The organism is Muriventricola aceti (genome assembly GCF_025567565.1).
Taxonomy (GTDB): Bacteria; Bacillota; Clostridia; order Oscillospirales; family Oscillospiraceae; genus Lawsonibacter; species Lawsonibacter aceti.
Genome location: NZ_JAOQKF010000007.1, coordinates 47,601 through 64,184, shown reverse-complemented (window position 1 = coordinate 64,184; position 16,584 = coordinate 47,601). Strand labels below are relative to the sequence as shown.

Here is a 16,584-nt window from a genome sequence, read left to right as displayed (position 1 = left end):
CTTTTTATTGCCCGGAACAGTGGATCTGACAGCAGTCTTTCACATGACAGGCCTGAAAATAGTGGTCCTCCAGAGGGACCCAGATGTTCAAAAAGCGATCTACGCAGCCGGGGTCCCGCCGTTCCAGACGGGTCCGGCGGACCTCCCAGGGGGCCTCTACCCACACCCGGAGCTGATAGCGGTCCCGTAAGCTGGGGTGCAGAGAGTAGCTTCCCTCTACCACAGTGAGGGGGCCTGGCTCCACAGGGACAGCCGGGCCAAAGCAGCCGGACCGGCACTGCCAGGGCCGGTATACCGCAGTTTGGCCATGGCAGAGGGGGGAGAGGACCTCGCGGTCAAACCGCTCATGGTCCACATTTTCTCCCGGCTTGGCCAGACGCTCCGGCGTCCTGTCCTGAGGCAGTAAAAAGAAGTCGTCCATATGGAGCAGGGGACAGCAGTAGAGCTCTGCCAGAGCGGCACCTAGGGTAGACTTGCCAGAGGCGCAGGGGCCGTCGATGGCGACAAGGACGGGCTGCCCCTGGGTAAGCAACTGGTCTACAGCGGCCAGGAGCGGTATTTGATTTACATAATATTGAGATACCACACGGTAAGCAGGGGAGTAGGTATCACGATAGGTCTTGCTGTGACTAAGCGCAGGACAGCCTTGGGCACGGTACTGGGCCAGATATCGCTTTGAACTTTCCTGGGAAAAGGGGAGGGCTTGGAGCAATTCTAAGTCCTGCTCCAACCCTGCCCGGTCAAGGACTGTCTTTCGGGCGGTGAGGACAAAAAGGCGATTCAATGTTTTGATGGATAGCTTTATCCCTTTACAGGCACTTAGCGACAGCCTGCACAGGCCGTTTCCAAGGGGCTCGGACAGAGGAGCGCTTGGATCGGCCGGCAGCCGGTCCCACTCCTCCGCCAGCCGGTCTAGGGCCGCCCTCTCGTCGGAGATGAGATGCCCTGGTCCCATATGACTCTGATAGATAAATTTTATGGCGTCCCGAACCTCCATGGCCGGATGGTTGTCATAATGCTCCTTCAGGAGCTCCGCCAGATCAGACATGGCTCAACCCTCTTGGGGGATCAGATTGGCTCGCTGAAGGGCCAGAACGATGATGGGGATGGCCACCAGTTGGAGGATGATGCCGGGGATGGCGTTGGTAAAGGCACCGGCGACAAAGGCGGAGAAGGGAAATTCCGTACCGCTGGAGGTGAGCAGGGTGAGCTGGACCACGCCCCAGACTACCCGGCCGATAAGCATGGCGGAGATGAGAGAGGCATAGATGCCGCCCAGAGTCTTGGGCAGACGCCGGTACAGGAAGCCGGACACAAAGCCGTAGACCGCCATCTCAACGGCCATGGAGATGGCGGTGGGGAACGGCGGCGGCATACCGAGGATAGCGGAGCGCATCAAGGGCGCGATAAAGCCCACCGCTGCGCCCCAGGGGCCGCCGCACAAGTAGCCGCACAGGATGGTTGGCAGATGCATAGGCAGCAGCATATTACCGATCTGGGGGATGTTTCCGGTAAAGTTGGGAAGGATGTAGGCCAGGGCGAGCATTAGGGCGGCGATGACCATACGCTTGATGGAAGTGCTGTTTTTGGTCGTTGTCATAAATGTTCTCCTTTACATACAGATGAAAAAATACCGGGAAGGCCCCCGCCCTTCTGGGCAGGAGATACCTTCACGGTATTGATTTTCAGAAGATATGGAACTATGGGCGCGGACGCCGGCTTCCTGCCGACATTAATTGAATTATAGCATAGGCTGCCCTAAGAGGTCAACCCCCTGGGGTCCCCTTTTAGTAATTGCCTTTGCCGCCGTTCCATTTCCACTCCCGTACCTCAGGCAGATCCTGACCATAGGTGGTGATATACTGCCGGTGTTCCACCAGCTTGTCCTTCATCTCCTGAATAAGATAGGAGGCGCTGTTGCCAAGCTGAGGCAGCCGCTTCACCGTGTCCATCACCAGGTGGAAGCGGTCGATGTCATTGCGTACCCGCATATCGAAGGGGGTGGTGATGGTGCCCTCCTCCTTGTAGCCGCGGACGTGGAGCTTTTTGTTGTGCCGGCGGTAGGTCAGCTCGTGTACCAGGGTGGGATAGCCGTGGAAGGCAAAGATGATAGGGGCCTCAGTGGTGAACAAGGCGTCGTAGTCCTCGTCGGTCAGGCCGTGTGGGTGCTCGGTATGGGGCTGGAGCTTCATCAGGTCCACCACATTGATGACCCGGATCTTTAGGTCAGGGAGGTAATGGCGCAGGATGGTGACTGCGGCCAGAGTCTCCAGGGTGGGGGTGTCGCCGCAGCAGGCCAGCACAGCGTCCGGCTCGTAGCCCTGGTCGTTGGAGGCCCACTGCCAGATGCCGATGCCGTGGGTACAGTGCTTAATAGCCTCGTCCATATTCAACCACTGGGGCCGGGGCAGTTTTGAGGCCACCATTACGTTGATATAGTTCTTACTCTGGATACAGTGATCGAAGCAGGACAGCAGGCAGTTGGCGTCGGGGGGCAGATAGAGCCGAACCACATCGGCCTTTTTGTTGGCTACATGGTCCAGAAATCCGGGGTCCTGATGGGTGAAGCCATTATGGTCCTGCTGCCACACGTTGGAGGACAGCACATAGTTCAGCGAGGCGATGGACTGCCTCCAGGGGAGCTGCCGGGCCACCTTCAGCCACTTGGCGTGCTGGGATACCATAGAGTCCACTGTGCGGATGAATGCCTCGTAGCTGCTGAGAAAGCCGTGCCGTCCGGTGAGCAGATAGCCCTCCAGCCAGCCCTGACACAGGTGCTCGGACAGGGCAGCGTCCATGACACGGCCGTCATGGGACAGGTTCTCGTCCGACCTGGAGTCGATGGAGTCGGTCCAGCGGCGGCCGCTGGCCTGAAAGACCTGAGAGAGCCGATTGGAAGCGGCCTCGTCTGGAGCAAAGACACGGAAGTTCCGGTTTTCCAGATTCCGCTTCATCACGTCCCGGACATATCCTCCCAGCACATCCATGTCGGCGGCCTCCACCATGCCGGGCTGGGGGACGTCCAGGGTGTATTCCCGGAAGTCGGGCACCCGCAGATCCCGCAGCAGGAGTCCGCCGTTGGCGTGGGGATTGGCCCCCATGCGGCGCTCTCCCTGAGGGGCCAGTTCTCGAATAGCGGGGAGGAGAGAGCCGTTTTCATCAAAGAGCTCCTCCGGCTTATAGCTGCGCAGCCAGCGTTCCAGCTCCTGGATACGGCCGGGCTGTCCATCATGGACAGGGATGGGAGCCATGTGGGCCCGCCAGCTGCCCTCCACCTGCTTACCGTCTACCTCTTTGGGGCCGGTCCAGCCCTTGGGGGAGCGCAGAACAATCATGGGCCAGCGGGGACGGGAGGCATCACCTGAGGTGCGGGCGTACTCCTGGATACGCTGAATCTCACGGACTGCCCAGTCCAGGGCCGCGGCCATCTTCTGATGCATGGTCCTGGGCTCGCTCCCCTCTACAAAACGGGGTTCCCAGCCGCAGCCCTTGAAGAACATCTCCAGCTCCTCGTGGGAGATGCGGGAGAGGATGGTAGGGTTAGCCACTTTAAAGCCATTGAGGTGGAGGATAGGCAGGACAGCTCCATCGCTGATGGGATTGAGAAACTTGTTGGAGTGCCAGGCGGTAGCCAGAGGGCCGGTCTCCGCCTCGCCGTCGCCAACGACGCAGGCGGCGATCAAATCCGGGTTATCCATGACGGCGCCGAAGGCGTGAGACAGGGAGTAGCCCAGTTCTCCCCCCTCGTTGATGGAACCTGGGGTTTCAGGGGCTGTGTGGCAGGGGATGCCGCCGGGGAAAGAGAACTGGCGGAACAGCCGCTTCATTCCCTCGGTGTCCTGACTGATGTTGGGATAGACCTCGCTGTAAGAACCGTCCAAGTAGTCTTGGGCTACCACGGCGTTCCCTCCGTGGCCGGGGCCGCAGATGTAGATCATGTTCAGCTCATACTTGACGATTGCGCGGTTGAGATGGGTATAGATAAAATTTTGGCCGGGGCAGGTGCCCCAGTGGCCCACGATGTTCTGCTTCAAATGGGCGGGCTTCAAAGGTTCCCGCAGGAGGGGGTTGTCCAGCAGATAGAGCTGGCAGGCGGACAGGTAGTTTGCGGCCCGCCACCAGGCGTCGATGGCGTGGAGCTGTTCCCGAGTGAGCGGGTCCTTTTTGGACATACGGGCGGGGGCCTTGACGGCCTTTTGTGTGTTGTCGGTGCGCTTTGGCATTGGCTTATCTCCTCCGCATAAGGGTTTTTCTATATCTTAAACCATATCGCCCAAACAATCAATGGGTAATCTCGGAAGTAAGCGGTAAAAATGAGAAGATAACGAGATTGTTAAGAGAGATCATAAAAAAGGGATGGCGTTAGAAGGGGTAAAAGCCAAAAGGAAGAACCGGAATATGAAGACGCGTCCCCCTCCCGTGTGGGAGAGGGACGCGTCTGGTCAACTGCGCTTGGAGCGGTTGATGGCGGACAGGATGGCCCGCAGGGGGGCCAGATTGATGTTGTGGGACAGGCCGACGCCCCAGTATTTCTTCCCAGTGCGCTGGTCCTGGAGCAGAATATAGGCCACGCCCTGGGAGTCAGAGCCGTCGGTGATGGCGTGGGAGGAGTAGTCCAGGAAGGTGAAGTGGGACATCTTCTCATCCTTGATGGCATTGAAGAAGGCGTCAATGGGGCCGTTGCCCTCGCCGGATACCTTAAAAATAGTATCGGTGTGCTGGAGGGTGCCCCAGAAGGCGACATGGGAATGACCTTCGCTATCAATGTTTTCCGCAAAGGCGTGCTTGAGCAGCTTGTAGGGCTCCTTGGCCTCGATGTACTCCTGCTGGAACAGCTCAAAGATACGCTCGGGGCTGATTTCCTTGCCCACAGCGTCGGTCTCCTTCTGGACCACGGCTCCGAAGTCGGGGTGCATGGCCTTGGGCAGATCGAAGCCAAAGTTGTGCTCCATGATATAGGCCGCGCCTCCCTTACCGGACTGGGAGTTGATACGGATGACTGGTTCATACTCCCGGCCCACATCGGCTGGGTCGATGGGCAGGTAAGGGATCTCCCAGTAGTCGGAGTTGGACTCCTTCATATACTGGGTACCCTTGTTGATGGCATCCTGGTGGCTGCCGGAGAACGCGGTAAATACCAGTTTGCCCACATAGGGCTGCCGGTCGCCTACCGGCATCTTGGTGCACCGCTCATACATCTCACGGATCTTGTTGATGTTGGAGAAGTCCAGCTTGGGGTCGATGCCCTGAGTATACATATTCATGGCCAGGGTGACAATGTCTACGTTTCCAGTACGCTCGCCGTTGCCGAACAGGGTGGCCTCCACCCGTTCGGCTCCGGCCAGCAGGCCCATCTCCGCTGTGGCCACGCCGCAGCCCCGGTCGTTGTGGGGATGGAGGGAGATGATGGCGCTGTCCCGGCTAGGGATCTTCTTGCAGAAATACTCCAGCATATCGGCAAACTGGTTGGGCATACAGTTTTCCACGGTAGTGGGCAGGTTCAGGATGACCTTATTTTCCGGGGTGGCGTGGAGACGCTCCAGCACAGCTTGGCAGATCTCTACCGCGTAGTCCATCTCAGTGCCCATGAAGGACTCAGGGGAGTATTCAAAGCGGAGGTCCATGCCCTCCCGGATGAGGGGCTGGGCCATCTCATAGATCAGGTCAGCGGCGTCAGTGGCGATTTTGGTGATGCCGTCAGTGTCCATATGGAATACCACCTTGCGCTGGAGGGTGGAGGTGGAGTTATAGAAGTGGAGGATGACGTGCTTGGCGCCGCGGATGGCCTCAAAGGTTTTTTTGATCAGGTGTTCACGGGCCTGGACCAGCACCTGGATGGTCACGTCGTCTGGGATGTGCCCTCCCTCGATCAGTTCCCGGCAGATCTCATAGTCGGTTTCACTGGCGGAGGGGAAGCCAATCTCAATCTCCTTGATGCCAATGTCCAGCAGGGTGTGGAAATATTCCAGCTTTTCCTCCATATTCATGGGGTCTACCAGAGCCTGGTTTCCGTCCCGCAGGTCCACGGAGCACCACACGGGGGCTTTTGTGATGACCTTGTCCGGCCAGGTGCGGCCCACGATCTTCTGGGGCTGGAAGGGGATGTACTTTTTGCAGCCTGGGTTCATAATGAGTTCCTCCTTTTTGTTTGCTCCGCTGTAGTTGGCGGCGGAGCGGCCATCAGGGGATGAAAAAACGCCCCTGACTTTTAAAAGTCAGGGGCGTGTATTATAACCACGCGGTACCACCCTGGTTCAGCTGTGGGTCTCCCACACAGCCCTCATAGCCTCCAACAAGGCCGCGGCCGGTAACGGGGCCAGACGTTCCACCCTACTCGCTGGTTCAGATGGACTGCTCGGGGGCCAGTTATACACAGGCTGACTCACACCGGCTCGCACCGACCGCCGGCTCTCTGGGTGAGAGGGGCCTGCCTTTTTCCCCTTCATCGCATTTTCTTGCCCATCATTTTAGCCGAAGGAGGGCCCTTTGTCAAGAGATATTTTGGAGTGGGAGGGACTAAACTTTTTTGAAAAAAGTGGTTGCTTTTCCACAGAAACTATGCTATTATATCAGTTGCGTTTACAAGAATACCCTCCATGGAGAAAGAGGTGAACATACAATGAAGGAAGGCCTCCACCCTAATTATGAGCAGACCACCATCCGGTGCGCCTGCGGCAACGTGATCGAAACTGGTTCCACTAAGAAGGATATCCGCGTGGAAGTGTGCTCCAAGTGTCACCCCTTCTACACCGGCAAGCAGAAGATGGTAGACACCGGTGGCCGTGTCAGCCGCTTCAATAAGAAGTTTGGCCTGGCCAAGTAAGATCCCGCTTTCAAAAGCCGCACCGAGGAATCGGTGCGGCTTTTTGCGTATCGCTGCAAAAAAGACGGGTCAGCCGCATACCCTATTTAATGGTCCTGTATGATATTAAATTAAGGAGGACAATGTCATGTTCAAGAAAATCGCGCCTAAGGAGCTGAAAGAAAATCCCTTTTCACTGATCGGGGACAAATGGATGCTGATCACCGCTGGAACAGAGGAGCGGTGCAATACGATGACCGCCTCTTGGGGCGGGCTGGGTGTCATCTGGGGGGCGCCCGCGGCCACCTGCTATATCCGGCCACAGCGGTATACCAAGGAGTTCATCGACCAAGAAGAATATTTCACCCTGACCTTTTTTGGGGAGGAGTACCGGAAGGCCCTATCCCTATGCGGTTCCAAGAGCGGACGGGATATCGATAAGGTAAAGGAATGCGGCTTTACAGTAAAAACCGCGGAATGTGGCGCTCCCTATTTCGAGCAGGCCGAACTGGTGCTGGTGTGCCGTAAGCGATTTGCCCAGGCACTGGATGCCAAAAACATCCCCCAGGAGATCCGGGAGAAGTGGTACCCGGAGAAGGATTACCACACCCTGTACATCGGGGAAATCGTGGAAGTTCTGCAAAAATAAGGCGGGGGCAGTCCCGCGCTGTGATTCGGAGGAAAAATGTCAGACAAACTTACGCAAGAAAAATTTGACCGGGCTGTGCTGGTGGGGCTGAACGCCTTCAGCATGTCCCAGGAGGAGAACGCCACCGAGGAGACGATGGAGGAGCTGGCCGCTCTGTTGGAGACTGCGGGGGGAGAGACCGTGGGTGTGGTCACCCAGTCCAAGGACAGCCCAGACCCCCGCACCTTTATCGGGGAGGGCAAGGTGGCCGAGGTAAAAGAGCTGGTCCAAGCCATGGATGCCAACATGGTCGTCTTTGATAACGCCCTTTCCCCCTCACAGCAGCGGGCCCTCACGGAGGACCTGGGAGTGGCGGTTCTGGACCGATCCGCCCTCATTCTCGACATCTTTGCCCAGCGGGCCAGAACCAAGGAGGGCCGCCTCCAGGTAGAACTGGCCCAGTACAAATATTTGCTGCCGCGGCTGCTTGGTATGTGGAAGCACCTGGAGCGTCAGGAGGGCGCCATCGGCACCCGTGGCCCCGGCGAGACCCAGTTGGAGAGCGACCGCCGGCATATCCGGAAAAAGATATCCAAGCTGGAGGGGGACTTGAAGGAGGTCCGCCGGGTACGAGCCACCCAGCGGGAGCGCCGCATCAAGAACGAGGTCCCGGTGGTGGCCATTGTAGGGTATACCAACGCGGGCAAGTCCACACTGCTCAACCACCTGACCGGGGCGGAAATCCCGGCAAACGACCGGCTCTTCGACACGTTGGACACCACTACCCGGACTCTGGAGATCTCTGACACCTGTACCGTACTGCTGTCCGACACGGTGGGCTTCATCCGTAAGCTGCCCCACCATCTGGTAGAGGCATTCAAGGCCACATTGGAGGAACTGGAGTATGCCGATTTGCTGCTCCACATCATCGACGCCTCGAACCCCCAGTGGAGGGAACAGGCCCAGGTGGTGGACCAACTGATCCATGAGCTGGGAGCGGACCAAACTCCGCGCATCGAGGTATTCAACAAGTGCGACCTGTGGACGGGGGACATCCGGCCCCACGGGGAGGGCATTGTATCCATCTCTGCCAAGACCGGGGAGGGGGTGCCTGAGCTGCTGGCCGCCATAGGGAAGCGGCTGGACAACGGAGCCAGGCGGGTTACGATCCATCTGCCCTATGACCGGGGCGGACTGCTGGAAAAGCTATACCAGGACGCGAAGGTGGAGAACGTGGAGTATGGTGAGACCATCGACGTGGTGGCGGTCTGCACCCCCAAGGTCATCGGCCAGCTTGGCCCTCTGGTGGAGGGGTGGAAGCCTCACAGAGAGCCCTGGGAGGAATGACGGTGGGCTTTGAGCTTCGGGAATGGCGTCCGGAGGACGCCCCCTCCATTACCCGGTACGCAGATGACCCCCAGGTGGCGGCCAATCTCCGGGACATATTTCCTGCCCCCTGTCACCTGTCCGATGCACGGGAGTTTATCCAAAGCTGTATGGCGGCGGATGAGGGACAGGCTATCTTCCGAGCCATCTCTGTGAACGGGCAAGCAGTGGGCAGCATTGCCCTGACCAGAGGGACAGACGTATACCGCCGCTCCGCCGAGCTGGGCTACTGGCTGGGGCGGGAATTCTGGGGCCGAGGCATTATGCCGGCCGCTGTGGAGGAGATGTGCCGCCTGGGCTTCCATCGCTGGGATATCGTTCGCATCTTTGCCGAGCCCTATGCCCATAACGCTGCCTCCCGGCGGGTGCTGGAGAAGGCAGGCTTCCATCTGGAGGGCGTGATGGCGCGGGGAGTAGTCAAAAATGGACAGCTCCACGACTACTGTATGTACGCAAAGCTGAAATAAGGAGAGGCGGGACGGCCAGCGCCGTCCCGCTTATTTTGTAAAGATCCCGCTCAGGGAGAACAGGTCGTGGTCAGATACCGTATGGCGACACGAAGGAGAATGGCGTCTTCCAGCAGGGAGTCACAGCTTTCGGAAAAGTCTTCCAGCCATGCGCTGCGGTCTTCATACTATCACCTTAAATCGAGCAAGAGCTGTAAGCTCTTGTTTCAAAAAGAATAGCTATCAGCTATACTATAATTGAAAGCAGGTGATTGCAATGAAGGATTATCGTAAGATTATGAGAGCAAAGCGAGAAGCAAAAGGCCTGAGCCAGCATAAACTGGCCCAGCAGCTTGGGATTACGCAAACATTTTTGAGTGAAATAGAGAGAGGCCGTAAAAATCCTTCTCTGGAACAGTTCTTCCGCATCTGCGAGGCGCTGGACATCCAGATGTTTCCCGAGGAGGAATAGGGTGCCCCGCCCGGCGGGCTGGTCAAACGCATACTATCTGCACTGAGGTGACTATATGATCGAATACTATATTCCTACCCAGCACAGCCAGACAGAACTGGTAGAGAAGCGATCCCGGTTTATCGGCCAGGTGTGGCGGGTGTCCTCTGAGGAGGAGGCCAGGGCCCGGATTGAGGAGACCAAAAAGAAGCACTATGACGCCCGGCACAACTGCTGGTGCTACCGGCTGCGGGAGGGGGGCGTGGAGCGATACTCCGACGACGGCGAGCCCCAGGGCACGGCGGGCCAGCCCATGCTCAATGTATTCCAACGGGAGAACGTCAATGATGTGGTGTGTGTGGTCACCCGGTACTTTGGTGGGATCCTCCTGGGGGCTGGGGGGCTGGTTCGGGCCTATTCCGCCGCCGCCAAGGACGCCCTGGACGGGGCGGGGATCTCGGTGGTCCGCCGGTGGGTGGCCATGGAGGTCCCCTGCACCTATGCCCAGTTTGAGGGGATGCGCCGGGAGATCGGCTCCTTCGGCGGCGTGGTGGAAGCTGTGGACTATGGGGTGGACGTCGTGCTGTCTGCCCTCTTGCCCGAGGAGCGGGCGGAGGACTTTGCCGCCCACATCCTGGACGTGTCCGCCGGTACCGTGGAGGCGCTGGAGGCCGGAGAAGCGTTTAAGGATGTCCCCTGGAGGCTTCCCACGGCGGATGAGAGCTGAGTGCTGCTTAGAAAAAAGCCTCGCATTCTTTCGCGCCGGAAGGCGCGAAAGAATGATAATCTGTTTTTTTCGGCAGCGTGTACGTCGGAAAAAACACTTCAAAGGCCGCCCATGGGCGGCCTTTTCTGATGCGGTGCAGTGTTTCTTTGTAACAAAAGGGCCTCGTCGATAGTCTTATAGTTAAAAACAGAAGGGGGAGGGAGAAACGGTTGAGCTGGGAAGATTACCGGGAGTTTGAATTGGTCTATCGGGAAAACGCAAGGCTGGTATATCGCTTTCTTGTCAGCCGTGGATGCCCTCCACAAGAGGCGGAGGACCTAACTCAGGATACCTTTGTTAAGGCTCTGCTTCATATCCACCGCTTCAAAGGGGAGTGCAGGCTGTCTGTCTGGCTGTGCCAGATCGCAAAAAATACCTGGCTGACCCATGAGACGCGGAGGCGGCGGGAGCCGTTTCCGGTGTGTCAGGAGCGCGGAGCGTGGGATAGCTCCCTCTGGGAATGGCTGGATCTGGTAGAGCGCCTGGAGGAGCCATACCGTTCTGTCTTTGTAGCTAAGGCCCTGGAGGAGCGCCCCTATGAGGAGCTTTCTGCTCAATACGGGAAGAGTGAGAGCTGGGCCCGTGTGACCTATCACCGGGCCAGGGAAAAATTAAGAGCCATGATAGAGGAGGGAGAAAAATGAAAAACAACTGTGATATCATCCGTGACCTGCTGCCCCTGTATGTGGACGGGGTATGCAGTCAGGAAAGCGCCAAACTGGTGGAGGAGCACCTGACAGACTGTCAGAGCTGCCGGGAATTGCTGGACAAGCTAAGAGGGGAGGAGGAAATTATCCCCGGCTCCCCCTCCGCTGCCCCGCCGGAGGACGGCGCCAAGGTGCTGGAGCGGACAGCAAGGACGGTGGGCTTTCATGTGGTGCGGGCGTTAGTCGGCATTTTTGCCATCGTTATGATCTGGATGGTGTACCTCTGGCAGGAGGGAATGGCGGGTCAGGGGAATTACCGATATGTGTCCTACGGCCTTCATGAGATATTTAACCTGGTGATCCTGATTACTGTGGCGGCCACCTGGATATGGCTGATCGCGGTGCTATGGCGTATAGTACGGCAAAAACGCTGGCGGCGGTATTGGGCTCTGGCGCTGACCCTGGCGCTACTGGCAGGGGCACAGATCGCCTACTTTGTTTGGATGTCCGGATATACCGCCCATACGGGCGTGGCACAGGTCCTGGAGGTAACTGATCAGACACATGTGGTAGTTCAGATCGGGGAGGAGATTTGGGAGATGGAAACCGTTCCGATTTTGTCTGATCTGCTGGAGGAGGATGGAACCGTGTATATGATCGATTACTATACTCGGACCGACCGGCCGGGATGGGCCTATCTAAACTATGTCTGGGATATCGTGATAAACGGCCAGGGAGAGTACACAGATGGATAGAGGACTAAAAAAGTCAGCCGCCCGTATGGGCGGCTGACTTTCTATTTGCCATATTCCATTACACAGCGCGGGTGACCTTACCGGAACGGAGGCATCTGGTGCAGACGTACACGTGAGTGGGAGTGCCCTTCACGATCGCCTTCACGCGCTTCACGTTGGGCTTCCAGGTGCGGTTGGAACGACGATGGGAGTGGGAGACCTGGATGCCGAAGGTGACGCCCTTGTCGCAGAATTCGCATTTGGCCATGTTGCTTACCTCCTCGCTATGAGAATCGCTTTCCAAAAAGCTTCGACTGATATCATAACAGATATTCCGGCAGAATGCAAGCACTTTTTTCAAAAACTGGCCACGAAAAAATTTTAGAAAGAGGGGCGGTGCGCTTGCGTCCCAGTCGCTTTTCGTCTATACTGAAAAATAAGGAAGATCAAGGGGGGATGCCCCATTGATAACACAGTGAAAGGAGCGTGTCCCAATGGCGGAAGGAATAAGCAGTGTCCGGCTGGGAGATATTATCCAGGAATTTGGTCTGGAGGTGCTGAACAAAGGAACAAACTATGAGAACGTCCCACTCCGGACGGTGGACGTAAACCGTCCCGGTCTGCCGCTGACTGGATTTTTTGAGCATTTTGATACCGCGCGGCTGCTGCTCATCGGTCTGACGGAGTACACCTATTTGGAGACACTGGAGCCGGAGAAGCGGAGAGAACGCTTTGAGGCGCTGCTGTCTTACCCGGTCCCCGGCCTGATCGTCACTCGTGGGATGGAGCCCTTCCCTGAGTGTATGGAGATGGCGGAAAAGTACGACCGCACGGTGCTGCGCACCAAGGCACAGACCTCCGCCTTCATGAGCAACCTGATCGGCAGCCTATGTGACCGCCTGGCCCCCAAAATCACTCGGTCCGGAGTTATGATGGAGGTATATGGAGAGGGTGTTCTGTTCCAGGGGGAGTCGGGCGTGGGTAAGAGCGAGGTAGCTATCGAGCTGATCAAGCGCGGCCACCGCCTGGTGGCGGACGACGCGGTGGAGATCCGCCTGACGAACCACGGCACTGTGGAGGCAACTGCTCCCGAACTGATCCGGCACTACATGGAACTGCGGGGCATCGGAGTCATCGACGTGCGCCGGCTATTCGGTATGGGAGCTATCAAGGACAAGCAGCAGATCGATCTGGTCATCGACCTGGAGCCCTGGGACGACCATGCGGTCTACGACCGGCTGGGGCTGGATACCGTGCAGACGGATATTTTGGGGGTCAAGGTGCCGGAGGCCACTATCCCGGTGAAGCCCGGCCGGAACCTGGCCAGTATTGTCGAGGTAGCGGCCATGAACAACCGCAACCGCAAGATGGGCCACAATGCCGCTCTGGAGCTGACCAACCGGATGGACCGGCACTTCGAAAAGCTGATGGAAGAGGGAGATCTGTGACCATGTACTATGTGGGTATCGATGTAGGAGGGACCAACCTGGTCGCCGGTCTGGTGGACCGGGAGGGCAGTATCCTGAGGAAAGCTGGGGTGCCGGTGGACAAGTCCCTAGATGGCGCGGGGCTGTGTCGCCAGCTGGTCCGGCTGGCCGTAGAGGTATGCCGGGAGGAGGGGGTGGCCCTGGATCAGATCCAAGCTGTGGGAGCCGGCTTTCCGGGCCTGGTGGACAACAGGACCGGCGTGGTAGTCCAGACCGCCAATATGCCCTTCCGGGATACGCCGGTGCGTCAGTTGTTCCAGCAGGAGTGGGATGTGCCGTTCTTTTTGGGCAACGACGCCAACTGTGCGGCCATCGGTGAGTACTGGGCCGGCGCCGCGAAAGGCTGTGACCCGGCAGTGGTGGTCACCCTGGGCACAGGAATCGGCAGCGGTATGGTGGCGGGAGGCAGGCTGTTTACCGGGTATGCCAATTCGGGCATGGAGGCGGGCCACATGATTATCCAGCCCGGCGGTGCCCCCTGCGGCTGCGGCAATCACGGCTGCTGGGAGCAGTATGGCTCGGCCACCGCCCTCATTCGGATGACCCGCCAGGCGATGGAGCAGGACCGGCACAGTGTTCTGTGGGAGCTATGCGGCGGCGATCTCTCCAAGGTCCAGGGGCGGACCGCCTTCCAGGGGGCCAGACAGGGGGACGGAACCGCCCTTCGGGTGCTGGAGAATTACCGCCAGGGGCTGTCCATAGGTCTAATCGATCTGGTCAATATCTTACAGCCCCAAATCATCTGTCTGGGCGGTGGCATCAGCAACGCGGACGACGATCTGCTGCTGACTCCCCTGCGGGAGCTGGTAAAGAAGGGCTCCTATGACAAATCCATGCCCACCCGGCTGGAGCGGGCCGCACTGGGCAACGACGCCGGAGTGGTAGGGGCCGCTCTGCTGTGCGACATGATATAAAATTTTAATAAAAAAATCCGAACCAGATCCCACAGATTTCGTCTAGAGAATTAGAGGACGCGGAAGGCTTTCACCTTGGTGGGAAGTGACGCGCGAAAGAGTCGAGACGAAATGAAAAAGGGGGATCTGTTATGAGAGGAAAAAAGACACTGGCCACGGGGCTGACTCTGCTGTTTTTGCTGCTGGCAGGCTGTGGCAGCGGAAACAATGGCAAGGACTCTGGGGCCGCTGCGGGAAACACGGCTTCCAGCGCGGACATATCTTCCGGCTGGGACATAGGCTTTGGCGGGGAGGCCGCTCCTATGGAGCCCAGCGCGGACGAACAGGGCACGGATAGCTCCGTCTATCAGAACGCCGGAGCCAAACTGGTCCGCCGGGCGGAGTTCAGCATCCAGACGGAGCAGTTCGACCAGACGGCCCAGGCCCTGGACCGTCTAGTGTCAGAGTGCGGGGGATATTTTGAAACCGCCGCTGTGCGCGGAGGGAGCTACCGGGATGCCAGTGCCAGCCGCTGGGGGGAGTACGTCGTCCGAGTGCCGGCAGAGCGGTACAGCGACTTTTTCAATAGCGCCGGGACACTGGGCTATATCACGGAGAGCAGCGAGAGCAGCGAGGACGTGGGGGAGCGGTACTATGACGCTGAGACCCGGTTGAAGACGCAGCGGACCAAGCAGGAGCGCCTGCTTGCCCTGCTGGAACAGGCAAACACCATGGAGGATATCATCTCACTGGAAAATGCCCTGGGTGAAGTGGAGTATCAGATCGAGCAGTTGTCCTCCACCCTGAACCGCTACGATGCGTTGATCAGCTACTCTACCTTTACCATCTATCTGCAAGAGGTAGGAAAGGTGGTCCAGGAGGTGGGGGAGAGCTCTACCCTCGGCCAGCGGATGACCGCCGGCTTCAAGGCCAGCTGCGAGGGCTTTGTCCGGAGCGCTCAGGAGCTGCTGGTGTGGATGTCCTACAACCTGGTGGTCCTAGTCATCTTGATTGCTGCCGCGGCCATTGGCGGATGGGCAGGTCTGAGAAAGTATAAGAAGTGGAAAACGGAGCAGTCTGAAAAGCAGGAACCGTAAAACCGGCCCCTCCCCACACAGGGAGGGGCCCATTTTTTGCGGCATTACGGAGTGGAACCCGTGAAAGGGGTACTGACCGAACAGAGGAGGGAGCCCGGAGAGGATATATTTCTGATTCTGCCTATTCTATTTGGAGAAAAAATTTGTTATAATAATTCGGTACATGATTTTATCCTGAGGATGCCAGGAGGCAATATGGATCGATTGGAACAGTTGTTGCGTAATTTAAGAGATCGCTGCCCTGAGCTGGAGCTGAGGACGGAGGAACCTATGTCTCGGCATACCACCTTTCGGATTGGCGGCCCGGCGGCCCTGATGGCCCTGCCCAGAACAGTAGGGGAGGCAAAGGCGGCGGTGAGGGCGGCCGGGGAGCTGGAAATCCGTCCCTTCTTTTTGGGCAACGGCTCCAACCTGCTGGTGCCGGATGAGGGCTACCGAGGATTTGTGGTGAAGCTGTGCGGCTTAGATCAGACCCAGGAGGTGAACCGCCGCCTGTGGGCGGAGAGTGGGATCTCACTGGCCCGTCTGGCCTGGGCGGCCTTGGGCCGGGGATTGGCCGGGCTGGAGTTCGCCCACGGCATACCGGGGTCCCTGGGGGGCGGTGTAATGATGAATGCCGGGGCCTATGGAGGTGAGCTGTCCCAGGTGGTCACTGCCGTCACCTATCTGGATGGGGAGGGGAACGAGCATACCATCCCCGCCGCCGGGTGTGAGTTTGGCTACCGCAGCAGCATCTTTGCTCGGCACCCCGACTGGCTTATCCTGAAGGCGGAGTTCTCTCTGCCCCAAGGGGAAGCGGAGGAGATCCGGGCGAAAATCGAGGAACTGGCCCGGCGACGCAGCGAGAAGCAGCCTCTGGAATACCCCAGCGCCGGCTCTATGTTCAAGCGCCCGACAGGCCACTTCGCTGCCGCCCTCATCGATCAGTGTGGGTTGAAGGGTGTGTGTGTGGGAGGCGCTCAGGTGTCGGAGAAGCACGCCGGTTTCGTCGTAAATCGGGGAGGCGCCACCTGCGCGGATGTGCTGGAGCTGGTAGAGCGGGTGAAGGCCCGTGTCCTGGCGGAAACTGGCGTAGCACTGGAGATGGAAGTGAAAGTCCTCCGGTGACGGGAGGGTCCTGGCGACAAGCCGCTGGCTTATGCTCTAGGAATAGAGGTGTCCAGGTGCTTGCCCTAGGGGCCTGCCGCTCTACCCGGTGGAAGGTCCCATGCCGCCTGTTGGACCTTATAGAAAGAGAAAAGCCGCCT

17 protein-coding genes and 1 other annotated feature are annotated in these 16,584 nt (G+C 58.4%); of the genes, 12 read left to right on the top strand and 5 right to left on the bottom strand.

The genetic code is table 11. The features are described from left to right. Positions 1 to 4 precede the first annotated feature (4 nt). The 4 genes from OCV64_RS08930 to leuA all read right to left on the bottom strand — a co-directional run bounded on the left by OCV64_RS08930 (position 5) and on the right by leuA (position 6,128). Positions 5 to 1,048, bottom strand: coding sequence for a uridine kinase family protein (locus tag OCV64_RS08930; RefSeq protein WP_262669836.1), 1,044 nt, complete (start codon positions 1,046 to 1,048; stop codon positions 5 to 7). Between the two features lie 3 nt (positions 1,049 to 1,051). Then, positions 1,052 to 1,600 carry an ECF transporter S component gene (locus OCV64_RS08925; protein ID WP_262669835.1) on the bottom strand — a complete coding sequence of 183 codons (549 nt, stop codon included), beginning with the start codon at positions 1,598 to 1,600 and terminating at the stop codon, positions 1,052 to 1,054. 187 nt (positions 1,601 to 1,787) lie between these two features. Next, on the bottom strand, positions 1,788 to 4,172 hold the full coding sequence (locus OCV64_RS08920; RefSeq protein ID WP_240288887.1) for a phosphoketolase family protein: 2,385 nt from the start codon (positions 4,170 to 4,172) through the stop codon (positions 1,788 to 1,790). A gap of 270 nt (positions 4,173 to 4,442) precedes the next feature. Then, positions 4,443 to 6,128 (bottom strand): 2-isopropylmalate synthase, encoded by a 1,686-nt coding sequence (gene leuA, locus OCV64_RS08915; protein WP_262669834.1) that lies wholly within the window; start codon positions 6,126 to 6,128, stop codon positions 4,443 to 4,445. Positions 6,129 to 6,214: 86 nt separating this feature from the next. After that, positions 6,215 to 6,455 (bottom strand) — a binding site (T-box leader). Positions 6,456 to 6,619: 164 nt separating this feature from the next. Between leuA and rpmE the strand changes: the two genes are divergently transcribed. The 8 genes from rpmE to OCV64_RS08875 all read left to right on the top strand — a co-directional run bounded on the left by rpmE (position 6,620) and on the right by OCV64_RS08875 (position 11,881). Further along, entirely contained in the window at positions 6,620 to 6,823 is a 204-nt protein-coding gene (gene rpmE / locus OCV64_RS08910) for a 50S ribosomal protein L31 (RefSeq protein WP_147572169.1), read from the top strand. Positions 6,824 to 6,950: 127 nt separating this feature from the next. After that, on the top strand, positions 6,951 to 7,451 hold the full coding sequence (locus tag OCV64_RS08905; RefSeq protein ID WP_147572170.1) for a flavin reductase family protein: 501 nt from the start codon (positions 6,951 to 6,953) through the stop codon (positions 7,449 to 7,451). Between the two features lie 36 nt (positions 7,452 to 7,487). Further along, positions 7,488 to 8,777 carry a GTPase HflX gene (gene hflX, locus OCV64_RS08900; RefSeq protein WP_186852099.1) on the top strand — a complete coding sequence of 430 codons (1,290 nt, stop codon included), beginning with the start codon at positions 7,488 to 7,490 and terminating at the stop codon, positions 8,775 to 8,777. Continuing rightward, the gene (locus OCV64_RS08895; protein WP_262669833.1) at positions 8,774 to 9,283 is read left to right on the top strand and encodes a GNAT family N-acetyltransferase; all 510 of its coding nucleotides are present in this window, start codon (positions 8,774 to 8,776) and stop codon (positions 9,281 to 9,283) included. The genes hflX and OCV64_RS08895 overlap by 4 nt, the downstream gene beginning before the upstream one ends. 256 nt (positions 9,284 to 9,539) lie before the next feature. After that, positions 9,540 to 9,734, top strand: a complete 195-nt coding sequence (locus OCV64_RS08890; protein ID WP_262669832.1) for a helix-turn-helix domain-containing protein — start codon at positions 9,540 to 9,542, stop codon at positions 9,732 to 9,734. Between the two features lie 55 nt (positions 9,735 to 9,789). Beyond that, the gene (locus OCV64_RS08885) at positions 9,790 to 10,440 is read left to right on the top strand and encodes a YigZ family protein (RefSeq protein WP_186852101.1); all 651 of its coding nucleotides are present in this window, start codon (positions 9,790 to 9,792) and stop codon (positions 10,438 to 10,440) included. 209 nt (positions 10,441 to 10,649) lie between these two features. Then, positions 10,650 to 11,123: an RNA polymerase sigma factor gene (locus OCV64_RS08880; protein ID WP_186852102.1), complete on the top strand. Its 474-nt coding sequence runs from the start codon at positions 10,650 to 10,652 to the stop codon at positions 11,121 to 11,123. Then, positions 11,120 to 11,881 carry a zf-HC2 domain-containing protein gene (locus tag OCV64_RS08875; protein ID WP_262669831.1) on the top strand — a complete coding sequence of 254 codons (762 nt, stop codon included), beginning with the start codon at positions 11,120 to 11,122 and terminating at the stop codon, positions 11,879 to 11,881. The genes OCV64_RS08880 and OCV64_RS08875 overlap by 4 nt, the downstream gene beginning before the upstream one ends. Before the next feature lie 58 nt (positions 11,882 to 11,939). Here the strand turns inward: OCV64_RS08875 and rpmB are convergent, their stop codons facing one another. Then, positions 11,940 to 12,128, bottom strand: a complete 189-nt coding sequence (gene rpmB / locus OCV64_RS08870; protein WP_087288054.1) for a 50S ribosomal protein L28 — start codon at positions 12,126 to 12,128, stop codon at positions 11,940 to 11,942. 226 nt (positions 12,129 to 12,354) lie between these two features. On the opposite strand from rpmB, the gene hprK reads away from it, so the two are divergent. The 4 genes from hprK (at position 12,355) to murB (ending at position 16,444) form a co-directional block, all read left to right on the top strand. Further along, positions 12,355 to 13,308, top strand: a complete 954-nt coding sequence (gene hprK / locus OCV64_RS08865) for an HPr(Ser) kinase/phosphatase (protein WP_147572176.1) — start codon at positions 12,355 to 12,357, stop codon at positions 13,306 to 13,308. A 2-nt stretch (positions 13,309 to 13,310) separates the two neighbouring features. Further along, positions 13,311 to 14,261, top strand: coding sequence for an ROK family protein (locus tag OCV64_RS08860; protein ID WP_240288888.1), 951 nt, complete (start codon positions 13,311 to 13,313; stop codon positions 14,259 to 14,261). 131 nt (positions 14,262 to 14,392) lie between these two features. Continuing rightward, the gene (locus OCV64_RS08855) at positions 14,393 to 15,337 is read left to right on the top strand and encodes a DUF4349 domain-containing protein (RefSeq protein WP_262669830.1); all 945 of its coding nucleotides are present in this window, start codon (positions 14,393 to 14,395) and stop codon (positions 15,335 to 15,337) included. A 195-nt stretch (positions 15,338 to 15,532) separates the two neighbouring features. Continuing rightward, a complete protein-coding gene (murB, locus tag OCV64_RS08850) occupies positions 15,533 to 16,444 on the top strand; it encodes a UDP-N-acetylmuramate dehydrogenase (RefSeq protein WP_147572178.1) in 912 nt (303 codons plus the stop codon). Positions 16,445 to 16,584: the final 140 nt, after the last annotated feature.

Coding starts and splice junctions, on each gene's coding strand:
- OCV64_RS08930 (WP_262669836.1), bottom strand. CDS start 1,048: ATGTCTGATCTGGCGGAGCTCCTGAAGGAGCATTATGACAACCATCCG.
- OCV64_RS08925 (WP_262669835.1), bottom strand. CDS start 1,600: ATGACAACGACCAAAAACAGCACTTCCATCAAGCGTATGGTCATCGCC.
- OCV64_RS08920 (WP_240288887.1), bottom strand. CDS start 4,172: ATGTCCAAAAAGGACCCGCTCACTCGGGAACAGCTCCACGCCATCGAC.
- leuA (WP_262669834.1), bottom strand. CDS start 6,128: ATGAACCCAGGCTGCAAAAAGTACATCCCCTTCCAGCCCCAGAAGATC.
- rpmE (WP_147572169.1), top strand. CDS start 6,620: ATGAAGGAAGGCCTCCACCCTAATTATGAGCAGACCACCATCCGGTGC.
- OCV64_RS08905 (WP_147572170.1), top strand. CDS start 6,951: ATGTTCAAGAAAATCGCGCCTAAGGAGCTGAAAGAAAATCCCTTTTCA.
- hflX (WP_186852099.1), top strand. CDS start 7,488: ATGTCAGACAAACTTACGCAAGAAAAATTTGACCGGGCTGTGCTGGTG.
- OCV64_RS08895 (WP_262669833.1), top strand. CDS start 8,774: ATGACGGTGGGCTTTGAGCTTCGGGAATGGCGTCCGGAGGACGCCCCC.
- OCV64_RS08890 (WP_262669832.1), top strand. CDS start 9,540: ATGAAGGATTATCGTAAGATTATGAGAGCAAAGCGAGAAGCAAAAGGC.
- OCV64_RS08885 (WP_186852101.1), top strand. CDS start 9,790: ATGATCGAATACTATATTCCTACCCAGCACAGCCAGACAGAACTGGTA.
- OCV64_RS08875 (WP_262669831.1), top strand. CDS start 11,120: ATGAAAAACAACTGTGATATCATCCGTGACCTGCTGCCCCTGTATGTG.
- rpmB (WP_087288054.1), bottom strand. CDS start 12,128: ATGGCCAAATGCGAATTCTGCGACAAGGGCGTCACCTTCGGCATCCAG.
- hprK (WP_147572176.1), top strand. CDS start 12,355: ATGGCGGAAGGAATAAGCAGTGTCCGGCTGGGAGATATTATCCAGGAA.
- OCV64_RS08860 (WP_240288888.1), top strand. CDS start 13,311: ATGTACTATGTGGGTATCGATGTAGGAGGGACCAACCTGGTCGCCGGT.
- OCV64_RS08855 (WP_262669830.1), top strand. CDS start 14,393: ATGAGAGGAAAAAAGACACTGGCCACGGGGCTGACTCTGCTGTTTTTG.
- murB (WP_147572178.1), top strand. CDS start 15,533: ATGGATCGATTGGAACAGTTGTTGCGTAATTTAAGAGATCGCTGCCCT.